General features: G+C 40.6%; 13 protein-coding genes. 10 read left to right on the top strand and 3 right to left on the bottom strand.

All coding sequences use genetic code 11. The annotated features are described in order from the left end of the window. Nucleotides 1–123 precede the first annotated feature (123 nt). Complete coding sequence (locus tag ACQCT8_RS16205) at nt 124–1,038, top strand: hypothetical protein (RefSeq protein ID WP_426872818.1); 915 nt, start codon at nt 124–126, stop codon at nt 1,036–1,038. Nucleotides 1,039–1,192: 154 nt separating this feature from the next. On the opposite strand, the gene msrB is transcribed toward ACQCT8_RS16205, so the two are convergent. Then, the gene (gene msrB / locus ACQCT8_RS16210) at nt 1,193–2,341 is read right to left on the bottom strand and encodes a peptide-methionine (R)-S-oxide reductase MsrB (protein WP_426872820.1); all 1,149 of its coding nucleotides are present in this window, start codon (nt 2,339–2,341) and stop codon (nt 1,193–1,195) included. Nucleotides 2,342–2,551: 210 nt separating this feature from the next. Between msrB and ACQCT8_RS16215 the strand changes: the two genes are divergently transcribed. The 9 genes from ACQCT8_RS16215 (at nt 2,552) to ACQCT8_RS16255 (ending at nt 11,144) form a co-directional block, all read left to right on the top strand. Next, nucleotides 2,552–3,034, top strand: a complete 483-nt coding sequence (locus ACQCT8_RS16215; protein ID WP_426872822.1) for a GyrI-like domain-containing protein — start codon at nt 2,552–2,554, stop codon at nt 3,032–3,034. Nucleotides 3,035–3,151: 117 nt separating this feature from the next. Continuing rightward, entirely contained in the window at nt 3,152–3,649 is a 498-nt protein-coding gene (gene queF, locus ACQCT8_RS16220) for a preQ(1) synthase (protein ID WP_426872824.1), read from the top strand. A gap of 178 nt (nt 3,650–3,827) precedes the next feature. Further along, a complete protein-coding gene (locus ACQCT8_RS16225; RefSeq protein ID WP_426872825.1) occupies nt 3,828–4,976 on the top strand; it encodes a restriction endonuclease in 1,149 nt (382 codons plus the stop codon). A gap of 353 nt (nt 4,977–5,329) precedes the next feature. Next, on the top strand, nt 5,330–5,521 hold the full coding sequence (locus tag ACQCT8_RS16230) for a hypothetical protein (protein ID WP_426872827.1): 192 nt from the start codon (nt 5,330–5,332) through the stop codon (nt 5,519–5,521). A gap of 27 nt (nt 5,522–5,548) precedes the next feature. Further along, on the top strand, nt 5,549–6,412 hold the full coding sequence (locus tag ACQCT8_RS16235; RefSeq protein WP_426872829.1) for a DUF421 domain-containing protein: 864 nt from the start codon (nt 5,549–5,551) through the stop codon (nt 6,410–6,412). A 142-nt stretch (nt 6,413–6,554) separates the two neighbouring features. Beyond that, on the top strand, nt 6,555–7,400 hold the full coding sequence (locus ACQCT8_RS16240; protein WP_426872831.1) for a YitT family protein: 846 nt from the start codon (nt 6,555–6,557) through the stop codon (nt 7,398–7,400). A 341-nt stretch (nt 7,401–7,741) separates the two neighbouring features. Further along, nucleotides 7,742–7,909 (top strand): RAxF-45 family protein, encoded by a 168-nt coding sequence (locus tag ACQCT8_RS16245; protein ID WP_426872833.1) that lies wholly within the window; start codon nt 7,742–7,744, stop codon nt 7,907–7,909. A 125-nt stretch (nt 7,910–8,034) separates the two neighbouring features. Continuing rightward, complete coding sequence (abc-f, locus tag ACQCT8_RS16250; protein ID WP_426872835.1) at nt 8,035–9,912, top strand: ribosomal protection-like ABC-F family protein; 1,878 nt, start codon at nt 8,035–8,037, stop codon at nt 9,910–9,912. Between the two features lie 95 nt (nt 9,913–10,007). Then, entirely contained in the window at nt 10,008–11,144 is a 1,137-nt protein-coding gene (locus tag ACQCT8_RS16255) for a nitric oxide synthase oxygenase (protein ID WP_426872837.1), read from the top strand. Nucleotides 11,145–11,255: 111 nt separating this feature from the next. Here the strand turns inward: ACQCT8_RS16255 and ACQCT8_RS16260 are convergent, their stop codons facing one another. Next, nucleotides 11,256–12,032: an anti-sigma factor domain-containing protein gene (locus tag ACQCT8_RS16260; RefSeq protein WP_426872839.1), complete on the bottom strand. Its 777-nt coding sequence runs from the start codon at nt 12,030–12,032 to the stop codon at nt 11,256–11,258. Next, the gene (locus tag ACQCT8_RS16265) at nt 12,025–12,588 is read right to left on the bottom strand and encodes an RNA polymerase sigma factor (protein ID WP_426872841.1); all 564 of its coding nucleotides are present in this window, start codon (nt 12,586–12,588) and stop codon (nt 12,025–12,027) included. Before ACQCT8_RS16265 ends, ACQCT8_RS16260 begins: the two co-directional genes overlap by 8 nt. Nucleotides 12,589–12,654 lie beyond the last annotated feature (66 nt).

The raw sequence follows: 12,654 nt of genomic DNA on the forward strand, positions 1-12,654 counted from the left end.
TATATTTTATGGTGAAGGCTGACTTTTTACAAACATTAAGGCGATTTTACTAAAAACAAAACTTCTAAACTAGCAAATTAAGGTATACTAATTTATGTAATCTCAAGAATGGAGAGGTTGGTCATGCATAGTGGAAACAAACATTGGAAAAAGCCGTTTCTTGGGGCTGCAGCTTTAACGATAGCCGGTTCACTCGTATTTATGCCAGACACAGGGGAGGCGAAACCTTTGAAGCACATGATTGAAGAGCTTGATTCAAAAGAAAGAATGTATTCACCAGAGGTTACAGAAGCCGTATTAAAACAGTTGAAAAAAGAAGCAAAGGGGAAATTCTCTTTTCCTGAAGCACTTTCGACGCTTCAAAGCATGAGTAAAACAGAAGTGATGGATACTTCTTTTGAGCAGCCTGGCAACAAGATCAAGGCTGAAGATAGCAGGAAAATTATTCACGATGTTTTTAACATTGACCTGAATGCTGTATCTGACCTAGGAGAGGGAAGACGGGCAGATTCCTATCCTGACGACGCAATGAAGGGCATAAGGAAGGAATTGGGGATCAATCCTCAATCAAACGAACAGGATGCTTACATCATGTCATTATCAAAAGTGCAGGCAATGGATTTATACTTTTCGTCTTTTGAAAAGAAATTGAGCGGCGAAGAGCTCAGACTGATTGTAAACCAGATTTTCGGCATTAATTTAGATGGTATTTCAGGGCTTGAGAAGGCCCGGGTTTCACTTTATTCCAAGAATCAATGGATTTCTCAAACAGATCGTGATTTATTTGTGGTTCATACAGGCAAAGGAGACGTCGATGTATGGGTGTATCCAACTGCTTATTTTACTGAACATACAGGTGAAACTACGTTGCCGCAGGTACTCCAGGAGAAATTAATCGCACTGGGCTTTGCCTTTAACAGCCAACTTGATGCTTTTTACTATGCCAATCAGGAAAATGTGTCTGTTCCAGATGCATTTAAAGGTCAGACCATGGGAGCTGTAATTAGTACGATTGCTGAGTACTATTCAGATCTGTAGGTGGAACATAGGTGCCGGTCCGCTTCTTAAAGGAGGAACGTGAGTCCTTTGCTGTGTTTCAGCTTTTCATTCCAAAAATAACTCTGAACAAAAAAGAATGTTCTCATGAACAGTCATGAAAACATTCTTCTTTGTGATTTCATTTGTGTAGCGTTTAAAAAAGATCGCTGAATTCGCCGTAGCCTTCTTTTTCAAGATCTTCAGCTGGGATAAATTTTAACGCAGCTGAATTCATGCAATAGCGGAGTCCGGTTGGTTCCGGACCATCGTCAAATACATGGCCTAGATGAGAGTCTCCATGCTTGCTTCTGATTTCAGTCCGGTTTCCAAATAATCCGGGATCGTCTTTTTCTACAATGTTTTCAGGAACTAGCGGCTTTGTAAAGGATGGCCAGCCTGTTGTTGAATCATATTTGTCTTCAGAGCTGAAGAGAGGCTCTCCTGAAACGATGTCCACGTAGATGCCGTCCTCGTAAAACCCGTCATATTCATTGTCAAACGGCTTTTCCGTTCCATCCTCCTGCGTAACCTCGTATTGAATATCAGTCAGCATTTCCCGCAATTCTTCCTCTGTATAGTCCACGTAATAAGGATTATCTTTTTTTGCTTCTTCTTTAGTTGTAAAGGAAGTACTCAAATCTTCTCCCCAATATTGAGTTAAAAATTGGTCCCGCCCGGAATTTTTCCGGTAAAATTCGTAGCGGTCTGCACTTTTGATATAGTAATCCTGGTGGTATTCTTCAGCGACATAAAATGTGTCTGCATCTGTAATCGGTACAATGATGTCTTCATCAAAGCGGCCTGACTCTTCCAATCGTTGTTTCGATGCCTCAGCGGCTTCACGCTGTTCATCGTTCTGAACAAAAATCTCCGGCCGGTACTGCATTCCCTGGTCAACAAACTGTCCATCCGCATCGGTCGGGTCAATCTGTCTCCAGTAAACCTCCAGCAAATCTTCATAGGAGATCACAGATGGATCATAAATGACTGTTACCGCTTCCGTATGGCCGGTTTCTCCGCCTGCGACTTCCTTATACTCCGGATTTTCTTCACTGCCTCCTGTGTAGCCTGAGACAGCATCTCTCACACCTGCAAGCTTTTCAAAAGGAGGTTCCATGCACCAGAAGCAACCTCCTGCAAAAACAGCGATTTCTTCTGTTTCCTGAACATCCATTTCATTTAAAGGCTCACTTCCATAGGAGTTGCTGGCAAATTGATCCGAGAACATTATATATAAAGCAATTCCTGACAAGACAAAAGCAATACTGAATCCAAACCATTTTTTCTTGTTTTTACCTTGCATTTACTCACCCCGCATAAGATTTAATCACATGAATCGTAAGGGAATTAGAGACGTTCAATGCTACCTTAACGATAGCACAGATCAGCAGGTTTTGATAAAAATAATGCTCGGAATTGTGAAGAATTAAAGAGGATTAAAGAGGCAAAAGGAGAATAAGTAAAGTGGGACGATTTTTCATTCTAATTCTAACTGGTGAAAGGAGCCTTTTAAATGAAGGAATGCAGAATTATGAGAAAATCAAGCTTTTACTTTATCGGACTGAAATGGACAGGAACGTATGAAGCGGCAGCGCACGGAAGCATTCAGCCCGTCATTCAGGCATCGAAAGACCGGCTGCAGGAGCTTCAACTGACCAACGAACATTCCAATTTGATTGGCTTATCCTACCACGACAGAATAGATGGATTTACGTATTACATTGGCACCGAGGCGATAAAATCACAGCCCATTCCACCGGATATGCATAAAATTATTATCCCCTCCCATGACTATGCCATAACGGAACACAAAGGGCAGCACGCCTGGAAAAGCTACGAGCAGCTCTACAGATGGGTGGAGGAGCATGGCTATCACATGAATGGCTCCGGTTTTAATCACCTTGATGTTTATCCAATAGACTATGATCCCTTTAAATTAAACCCTTCTTTAACCATTGGCGTGCCGGTAAAACTGCCTACAAGAAGTATTGACTAACCCTGTCATCAGGCGTATAGTAACATGGATTATTTTTAATCGGAGACATTCCTTGGGATGTGTCCTTTTTCTGGTTTATACTTAAGGTGCTACATCTTTTAATAGGAGGAAAACAATATGTCAGGAAGAACAGATAAAGAGCTTGAAGGCGTAAACTTATTAGGAAATCAGGGAACACAATACGCATTTACCTATGCACCTGAAGTCCTTGAATCATTTGATAACAAGCATGCAGGAAGAGATTATTTTGTTAAATTCAACTGCCCTGAATTTACCTCACTCTGTCCGAAAACAAACCAGCCTGATTTTGCGACCATCTACATCAGCTACATCCCAGATCAAAAAATGGTCGAAAGCAAATCCCTAAAGCTTTACCTATTTTCATTCCGCAATCACGGCGACTTCCACGAGGACTGCATGAACATCATCATGAACGACTTAATCGAACTGATGGACCCACGCTACATCGAAGTATGGGGGAAATTTACGCCAAGAGGCGGAATTTCCATTGATCCGTATACCAACTACGGCAAGCCGGGAACGAAGTATGAGGAAATGGCGTATCATCGTTTGATGAATCATGATATGTACCCGGAGACGGTTGATAATCGGTAAATTAGTCTAGTCATGAATAGAGCACTCATTCATTTTAAGTTCACCTGAAATTTGCAGATTGCAAAAGTTTAGGATGAAATTAGTATGGATGAGTGTTTTTAGTTTTTAATATGAAGAATCAACGGATTATATATGTTAAAATTAAACAGTAAAAGTAATATAAAGGAGGTGCAGTCGGATGGTGAAAAACTTATTGACTAAGACTAAGATGTCGGAAATGACCGGATGGTCTGAAGCAAACGGAAGACGTTGGGTGAAAAACTTTTCAGATTTTATTCCTTACGAGCTTATGAATAATCGAATTATGTACACGAATGAATCTTTAAGGATCATGAAGTTCTTAAAAAAGATGAACGATGCGGGATATACAGCCTCAGAGCTTAAAAAAATATTTTTAACACAGGGTGTTCCTAATACTGAAGAAGAAGAAAACCTAATACTAACTCAAAAAAAGTTAAAACCAGTTCAAAATCTATTTGATGAGAATATAAAAGAATCCATTCCTTCCTCAGGTCAGTTAATGATACCTTATCTTGAACTTATCAAAGATGGAAATATATATACTGCAAGTGATATTACAGAAAAAATTGTGAAGCACTTTAATTTATCTGAAAAACAACGACATATGCGTTACGAAAATACATCTGATATTGTACTATTATCAAGAATAAGAGGAGTCAGATATAGTTTAAAGAAAGAAAATTACATAGAAGAAGTGAGCAGATTAACGTATAGAATAACAGATGAGGGCCGTGAATTACTTGGTGAAAGTTATTCTGAAATTACTGAAGAAATTGAAGAGCTGGAAAGAAATGTAGATCCATTAACAGTAGTAAAGGAAAAGTTAGATGAGCTGAATAGTGAATTAGCAGATAACCTGCTTAAGAAATTAAGAACGGTTCATTGGATGAAATTTGAAGATATCGTTGTTGAATTACTAACTGTAATGGGATATGGGGATGGCCAGGTAACTCAACGTACCAATGATGAAGGGTTGGACGGCGTAATTAAAGAAGATAAATTGGGTCTGGACAATATCTATGTTCAAGCAAAAAGGTTTTCAGCTACTAATTCTGTTGGCAGAGAAATAGTTCAAAGCTTTTCAGGTGCTTTGGATGGAAAAGGTGCAAGAAAAGGTGTATTTATAACAACTTCGTATTTCACGGAGGGTGCAAAAAAATATGCGGAACGTCTTGAATCAAAAAAAATTATTTTGATTGACGGGATCGAACTTTCAAAATTAATGATTTCTCATAATGTAGGGGTCGATGTGAACCAAACCTTTATTGTTAAAGCTATTGATTTTGATTACTTTAAAGACGAATAAGCCATTTTTTTAGCAAGGAACAACTACCTAAACCGTATATTAAGTATGTTCTAATAGATAACTGAGGTGAACGGAGCGGAAGGTGGCGACTCCTGCAGGATTTGACGGCAAGCTGAGACTATTCAGGGCAAGGGCCTGGAAAGGCTCAGCGCCGTCCCTGAGGAGAGCGTCCACCTGAAGCGCAGAGAACCGGTTAGAAGAGGTTGAGACACTTTTTCCTGACCTCTTTTCTTTTTATTTTTACCACAAGAGATATGAGGGAGGAGTATATTCTAAGAAAATTCCTCCTTCTTGCATAACCACATAGCAACTTCCCCATAATGAGTAAAGAGTAAAAAACCAGGGGTGAAGAGATGAGTAAGGTTCAAGTGAGAAACTGTCTGGTGAATTTAAAAAAGGTAGAACGAAAATTGGCTGAGCAGGCGGTTAAGGCGGCAGCAATAGAAGAAAAAAAGTTTTACAGCGAAGCGATGATACAAGTTAGTGAAGTGATCCATGATATGAAAAATCAATTGGTTCAAGAAGACATCTCCAAGCAGTCATAAAGCAGCCTGGAGCAGAGGAGTGATCAGATGCCGGATTGGCTGATTGTTGTAGGCAGAGGACTTGCCATGTTGATTGTCCTGTTTATCATGACGAAGGTGCTTGGGAAAAAGCAGATCTCCCAGCTGTCTTTTTTTGAATACGTGATTGGGATTACAGCAGGTAGTATTGGAGCAGAGGTTATAACCGGACTGGATCGAAATTTTTTTCATGGAATTATCGGCATCGCCTCTTTTATTGCTATTCCAATCATTATTGATAAATTATCGATGAAAAATAAGAAGCTGCGTGATTTCTTTGAAGGAAAAGGAACGGTAGTTATTCAAAATGGCAATATAATTGAAGAAAGCATGAAAAAAGAGAGCTATACAACAGATGAATTAATGGAGCTTCTTCGTAAAAAAGAAGTGTTTGATATCTCGGATGTCGAGTTTGCTATTTTAGAGCCGACAGGTGATTTAAATGTTCTGTTAAAAAGGGAAAAAAGGCCGTTGACTCCAAAAGATATCGGCCTTTCCATTGCTGAAGAAAAAGAGCCGTGCACCGTTATCATGGATGGTTCTGTTATGGTCAAAACGCTTGCTTCTATCGGGAAGGATGAATCATGGCTAACCGCGCAGCTGGCAAAGAAAAAGAAGAAAATTGAAGATGTTTTTTTAGCCCAGATTAATTCATTCGGACAGCTGCATCTGGATCTTTATGATGATCCAGATACGAATAATCTATCTGATCAGAGAAAAGTAATTCAAGCGGTTCTGGAGAAATCTAAAGCCGAGCTCGATCTTCTGTCCATGTATGCAGCCGATGATGAAAATAGATTAAAGTACCAGAAAAACAGTGACAAACTGGCAACAGTACTGTCAGATCTGAGTTCGTTGAGCAAACCGATATGAATAAAAAAACATCGCCATGCATCTTAAAAACTGACTGAATTCACATGCGATTCTGCATCCTCTTTCTTGCTTTACATAGGCATAGGACATGCGTATAATGCGGTCTTGTGAATATAAACTTGAGCGTTAGGGGGCATTTCGTATGAAAAAAGTTACAAGCTTTTTATTAATGAATCTAGGTGCACTTTTTGTTGCCTTGAATGTGCATTTCTTTCTTTCACCAAACAGCTTGGCAACAGGTGGAGTGAGCGGGATGTCAATCGTGTTAAACTCCCTTTTTCCTTCAATGTCAATTGGTTTATTCATGGTGATTGTGAATATTGTGCTATTTGCACTTGGTGTGGCTTTTCTGGGCTTTCAATTCGGTGCTAAAACCGTATACACGAGCTTTGCTTTATCCGGATATGTTTGGCTGCTGGAGTGGCTTGTGCCGATCTCCGCACCTTTAAGTGATGATATACTTATACAGTTAATTATTGGACAATGTATCGCAGCAATTGGGATGGCCATTGTTTTTAATCAGCGGGCTTCAACTGGCGGAACAGATATTATTGCGATGATTATTAATAAATATTTTCGAATTGAAATTGGACGGGCAGTTCTTTTTTCAGATTTAGCTGTCGCGCTTTCATCTGTTTTGCTATTTGGGCCGCAGATCGGAATGTATGCATTCTTCGGGGTTATTTTAAATGGCTTAATGATTGACTATACACTACAGCAGTTTAACGCGAATAAAGAAGTCGTGATTATCAGTCAGAAAAGCGACTTAATTCGTGCGTTTATTGTAAGAGAACTTGGCTGTGGAGCAACGATTCATTCAGCCAAGGGTGCATTTAACTTTGAACAAAAAGAAGTTATTACAACGATCCTTGGTCGCAAGGACTTATCCAGACTGAAGAATTTTGTCGGCGCACAGGATGAGAAGGCGTTTATTACCGTTCACAGTATGAATGAAATACTGGGTCAGAACTTTAAGCGTCTTGCCTGATGTGCAATACAGCTTCCCATATAAATAAATATTCTCCTAGGTTGGGACAAAACTTAGAAAAGGTAAAAAACGAGGTAGTATTTAAAAATAGTATGATGGGACCGGAAGACGGCGACTCGTTCAGGTTATAACGTTGTTAGAGCCTTTACAGCGCAGAGCCCTGAAAAGGCTCAGGGACGTCCCTGCAGAAAACGGTCAGCGAGCTTGAGACACTTTTGTCCCAGGCTCGCTTTTTTTAATGGAAAAAATAAAAATTATGCAGTAGAAGGCGTTGTAATTGGTAAGAATATTCTCTATAATAAAGTCATATTTTAGATTGAACGGATTGGGAGGTGAAAGAGATGGGGTATGAATTGGCGATTTTCTCAGCGATTTTAAGTTTTCTTACGATCTGCTGTGGAATTTTTCATGCATATACGCTCAAAGGGAGCAGTCTGTCCTTTTTTAAGCAAATGCACGAAACCAATTTCATTCAGAGATCTCTTATCACCTTAACATTAGCAAAATAGAGCAGGAGTATGTCCGAAGCATACTGAATGTCTGGCTCTGTTTACGTAGCTGTGGGGATAAGTAGCCCTATGGCTATTTTTTATGGAAAAGAGGTCTCTCAACAATCGTTTGGGAGGAACTTATGATGATACTATGTCAAGTACAATCAGTGAAGAAGGAATTTAGCGGGACAATGATATTTGAGGAATTGTCCCTCACGATAAAAGAACAGGAACGTTTAGGTCTGGTCGGCAGAAATGGCTGTGGTAAGTCAACTCTATTGAAACTGATCAGCGGGGAGGAAGAAGCTGACGAAGGCGTTATAACAAAGCAAAAAGAGTGTACGGTTGGATCACTGGCACAAATTCCTTCTGTTTCAAAAGAGATGTCGGGAAAAGAGTTTTTAAAGCAGGCCTTCAGAGAAGAACTTTTAATCCAGGAAAAAATGACCGAGCTCGAGGCTTTATTATCTCAGGAAAAGGATGGAGAGAGCCTATCCCTTTTAGTCGAACAATATGGGGCTTTGCAGGAAGAATTTGAGCTGAAAAACGGCTATGAACTATCATCTAAGATTGACGCGGTGACAAATGGCCTCAAAATTGATCATTTGCTTGCCCGTACCTTTAGCGAAATGAGCGGGGGTGAGCAAACAAAGCTTGGGTTAGCGCTTTTACTATTGCAAAAGCCTGATTTGCTTTTACTTGATGAACCGACGAATCATCTTGACCTGCATTCAATTGAATGGCTGGAGCAGTTTATTCAGCACTATTCCGGTGCAGTGGTAATTATTTCTCATGACCGCTACTTTTTAGATAAAACCGTCACCTCTATTGCGGATTTAGAGGATGGGGAATTAACGGTATACTCATGCAGCTATACAGAATTTACAAAACGGAAAGAAGAGAAGCTGCTTCAGGAGTTTCATGCTTATGAAGAACAGCAGAAAAAAATTAAAAAAATGAAAGAGGCAATCAAAAGGCTGCGCCAATGGGCAAATGAAGCAAACCCGCCAAACGAAAAACTTTTTAGAAAAGCTAAAAGTATGGAGCGTGCCCTTGCAAAAATCGAACGGTTAAAAAAGCCGGTCCTGGAAGCTAAAAAAATGAATCTTGCTTTTACATCCGGCGAAAGAAGCGGAAAAGATGTAATCGAATTTGGTCAGGTAACAAAAGGCTATGATGAGCTCCTATTCAAGCAGGTTTCTTTTTCTTTATTTCATCAAGACCGAATGGCCGTCATCGGAGATAATGGTACGGGAAAATCGACGCTGTTTCGTCTCATTCTCGGCATGGAGAAGACAAATTCAGGTACTGTAAAAATAGGAAGGAGCTGCCGGATTGGGTACTTGTCGCAGGACGCACTGCAATTTGAAAAAAGCGACCGGGTGATTGATTTATTTAGAAAAGACCTTGAAATGACAGAACCTGAAGCACGGCATGTACTGGCTACTTTCCTGTTTTACGGGGCAGATGTCTTCAATAAGGTATCGGGATTGAGCGGGGGAGAACGGATGAGGCTCCGCCTTGCCATTCTCATGCATCAACCCTGCAATGTGCTCTTGTTGGATGAACCAACTAACCATCTGGACATTGAGTCACGGGAGGTGCTGGAGGATGCGCTAAGAGAGTTCAATGGCACGATTTTAGCAATCTCACATGATCGATATTTTTTAAACCAGCTGTTCACAAAAATTGCCTGGCTGGAAAATCAAAACTTAACTGTTTTCGAAGGCTCGTACGAATGGGCAAAAGAAAAAAGAGAAGAAAAATCCATTCAGAAAAAAGAGATCAGAAGGAATAAAGAAGGAATTAAAAACGCATCAACCCCAGAGAAAGCTCCTCCTATTTCCGAGGAAATAAGCGAGGAGGAGTGGATGCTAAAACTTGATGAGCTTGAAAAAAAGCTGGAAGAGCTGGATCAGCAGTTAATTGAGGAAAAAAGCATCGAAGAGCTGCAGCGGCTATATCAGGAAAGAGAGTCAGCCGAGCAAGCCTATCATGACTGGTATAATCTTCTTTCATAAGTCGTTCACGAATTTAAACGCTTCTTTGTGACCTTGCTAATTTGATCATGCTATGATAATAAAAGATCAAAATAGAGAATGACAAAGGGCGTATGATGATGACAAACTCATTAATGGAAAAAGCAGAATCTTTTATTCATCTATACTGCCGTGAGATGAATAGAAGTACTCAGGAAAAAGATAGCAGATTAAAAGAAATCCAGCGAGATATTGAGAGGACGGGTACGTATTCGCATACTGCAAATGAGCTTCAATTTGGAGCGAGAGCTGCGTGGCGCAACAGTAACCGTTGTATAGGGCGTCTTTTTTGGAACAGTCTGCATGTAGTGGATGCCAGAACGGCATTGACAAAGGACGAAGTTAAAAAAGCCTTGCTTAATCATATAGAATACGCCACAAATGATGGGAAAATAAGACCCACAATCACTGTCTTTACACCCCGTCAAATTAACAAGGATGCTATAAGAATATTGAATCATCAGCTAATTCGTTATGCCGGCTATCGCAGGGAAAATGGAGAAATAATAGGAGATCCTCATTCGGTTTCTTTTACACAGTTTTGCGAATCGTTAGGCTGGAGAGGCAAAGGCACAAAATATGACGTACTGCCAATCGTTGTTCAGATAAATGAAGAAGAGCCTTTTTACTTCAGCATTCCGTCTTCCATTGTAAAAGAAGTGCCGATTAAACACAGCGCGGTTCCTGGTATTAATGAGCTTGGATTAAAGTGGTATGCCGTTCCGATTATTTCTGATATGAAATTGGAAATCGGAGGACTGGAATATATTGCAGCCCCTTTTAACGGCTGGTACATGGAAACGGAAATCGCTGCACGCAACTTTGCCGATGAAAAAAGATACAATGAGCTTCCATTAGTGGCGGAAAAGATGGGGTTATCCACTCAATTAGCATCGAATTTGTGGAAGGACAGGGCGATTATCGAGCTTAATCAGGCTGTACTGGATTCTTTCAAGCAGGCAGGTGTAAGCATGGTGGACCATCATACTGCAGGCAATCAGTTTGCTTTATTTGAAGAGAAGGAAGCGTATGCTGGGAGAGAGGTAACAGGAGACTGGACCTGGCTGATCCCGCCTGTATCTCCCGCAGCTTCTCATATTTTTCATAAACGATATAAAAATACCTGGAATTCACCCAACTTTCTATACCAGCCGTCTTTTTTAAAAAGCAAGACGGAACCTGTTTCCAATAAAAAGAGCTGTCCTTTTAGTTAAGACAAAAAGGACAGCTCCTATATAATGTAAGGATGCAGTCAAAGAAACAAGCATGCCCACATGATTCACGGTCACGGGGACATGCTTGTTTTTTATCAAGTAAGAATACAATCAAAGCTCCGAGGCTAATATAACTTCTCCTTCAGGTGTTTCGCTTTGTGCATCAGGTTCATGTGAAATGGCAATTTGGTTCCATTGATCCGAATTAAATTCATCCAGCGTAAACACAACAGCTCCTGCCCCGTTTTCACTGGCTACAAATGTACCAGCTCTTTTCGGACTTTCGCCCTCGATTAACCACACCTGATAGACTTCATCATTTGCAAGCGGTCCTAGGGATGAGGCGTTGATCACCACGTTGACCTCAGACCCTGTTCTCACTATGGAGGCAGTCGCCGCAGGGCTGGTTTCCGCTTCGCCGGTTGGTGATAACGTTACATATTGAAGCAGTTCATCAACTGTATCCTGGGTTTGCGTTAATTCTGTTGATTGCTGCTGTAATTCATTGTACAAAAATGCATTGCCACCAAGAGAAAGAAGTAAAGCAGCAGCTGCCGGCAGAGCCCACTTTGCTGAAGAACGTCTAAATCGGGAGGAAGAATTAGATTTACTATCACTAATCGATGCAGGTTCTGCTGGAGGTGTATGCGGTTTAGATGATTCTTCTGCAAAAACCGCTGTCAGAACTCTTTCCTTCATTCCTTCAGGCGGTGATACAGGCTCTGAATCATAAGGAAGGTCTTCAATCAAGGCGTTCCATTCTGCCAGTTCTGCCTGGCATTCTGGACAATGTTCTAGATGATGTTCAAATGCTTCTTTTTCCGCCTGTGATAAGTGCCCGTTAAAATAATCGATAATTTGATCACATTCAGCTCCGTGTTTAGCCATTGGCTTTTCCTCCCTCCTCGTGTAGATGCGATTTCAGATGCTTTAATGCCAGCCGTATTCTTCCTTTAACAGTACCGAGCGGCAGTCCCGTCCTGTCTGAAATTTTTTCATGGGTTAATCCCTGAAAATAAAATAATTCAATAATATGGCGCTGCTCTTTTTTTAATTTTTGAACGGAGCGGCGAACAAGCAGGTTTTTCTCTTTTTCTTCAAGAAGATCACTCGGTGTTTCTGCTGTTTCGTTTAGTGAATCTCTTTCTTCAAACTCGACCGCCGGCTTGGAGGACTGTTTGCGCAAGTGATCCAAAGCAGTGTTCCGAGTCATGGTGAGGAGCCAGGAGGAAAATTTTCCTTTTTCTTCACTATATGGTGAGTGAGAATTCCACAGCTTAATAAAAACTTCCTGTACGACTTCTTCTGCCAGAGTCGTATCCTTTGTCATGCGGAAAGAAAACGAATAAATTAATTTGTGATAGCGGTCATACAATGACTCTAAGGCACTCTTGTCTTTCTGCAATAGCTGCTGATAAAGTTCAATATCTTGTGGTCCCGACATAACAAACTCCTTTGCTGAAAAATATGATAGTTCTATCATACGGGAACAAGAGCCACTTAACAATTT

The organism is Jeotgalibacillus proteolyticus (assembly GCF_050107735.1).
GTDB lineage: Bacteria > Bacillota > Bacilli > Bacillales > Jeotgalibacillaceae > Jeotgalibacillus > Jeotgalibacillus proteolyticus_A.

Bases quoted from the DNA above. Each gene is read 5' to 3' on its own strand.
- ACQCT8_RS16205 (WP_426872818.1), top strand. From the start codon at position 124: ATGCATAGTGGAAACAAACATTGGAAAAAGCCGTTTCTTGGGGCTGCA.
- msrB (WP_426872820.1), bottom strand. From the start codon at position 2,341: ATGCAAGGTAAAAACAAGAAAAAATGGTTTGGATTCAGTATTGCTTTT.
- ACQCT8_RS16215 (WP_426872822.1), top strand. From the start codon at position 2,552: ATGAAGGAATGCAGAATTATGAGAAAATCAAGCTTTTACTTTATCGGA.
- queF (WP_426872824.1), top strand. From the start codon at position 3,152: ATGTCAGGAAGAACAGATAAAGAGCTTGAAGGCGTAAACTTATTAGGA.
- ACQCT8_RS16225 (WP_426872825.1), top strand. From the start codon at position 3,828: ATGGTGAAAAACTTATTGACTAAGACTAAGATGTCGGAAATGACCGGA.
- ACQCT8_RS16230 (WP_426872827.1), top strand. From the start codon at position 5,330: ATGAGTAAGGTTCAAGTGAGAAACTGTCTGGTGAATTTAAAAAAGGTA.
- ACQCT8_RS16235 (WP_426872829.1), top strand. From the start codon at position 5,549: ATGCCGGATTGGCTGATTGTTGTAGGCAGAGGACTTGCCATGTTGATT.
- ACQCT8_RS16240 (WP_426872831.1), top strand. From the start codon at position 6,555: ATGAAAAAAGTTACAAGCTTTTTATTAATGAATCTAGGTGCACTTTTT.
- ACQCT8_RS16245 (WP_426872833.1), top strand. From the start codon at position 7,742: ATGGGGTATGAATTGGCGATTTTCTCAGCGATTTTAAGTTTTCTTACG.
- abc-f (WP_426872835.1), top strand. From the start codon at position 8,035: ATGATACTATGTCAAGTACAATCAGTGAAGAAGGAATTTAGCGGGACA.
- ACQCT8_RS16255 (WP_426872837.1), top strand. From the start codon at position 10,008: ATGATGACAAACTCATTAATGGAAAAAGCAGAATCTTTTATTCATCTA.
- ACQCT8_RS16260 (WP_426872839.1), bottom strand. From the start codon at position 12,032: ATGGCTAAACACGGAGCTGAATGTGATCAAATTATCGATTATTTTAAC.
- ACQCT8_RS16265 (WP_426872841.1), bottom strand. From the start codon at position 12,588: ATGTCGGGACCACAAGATATTGAACTTTATCAGCAGCTATTGCAGAAA.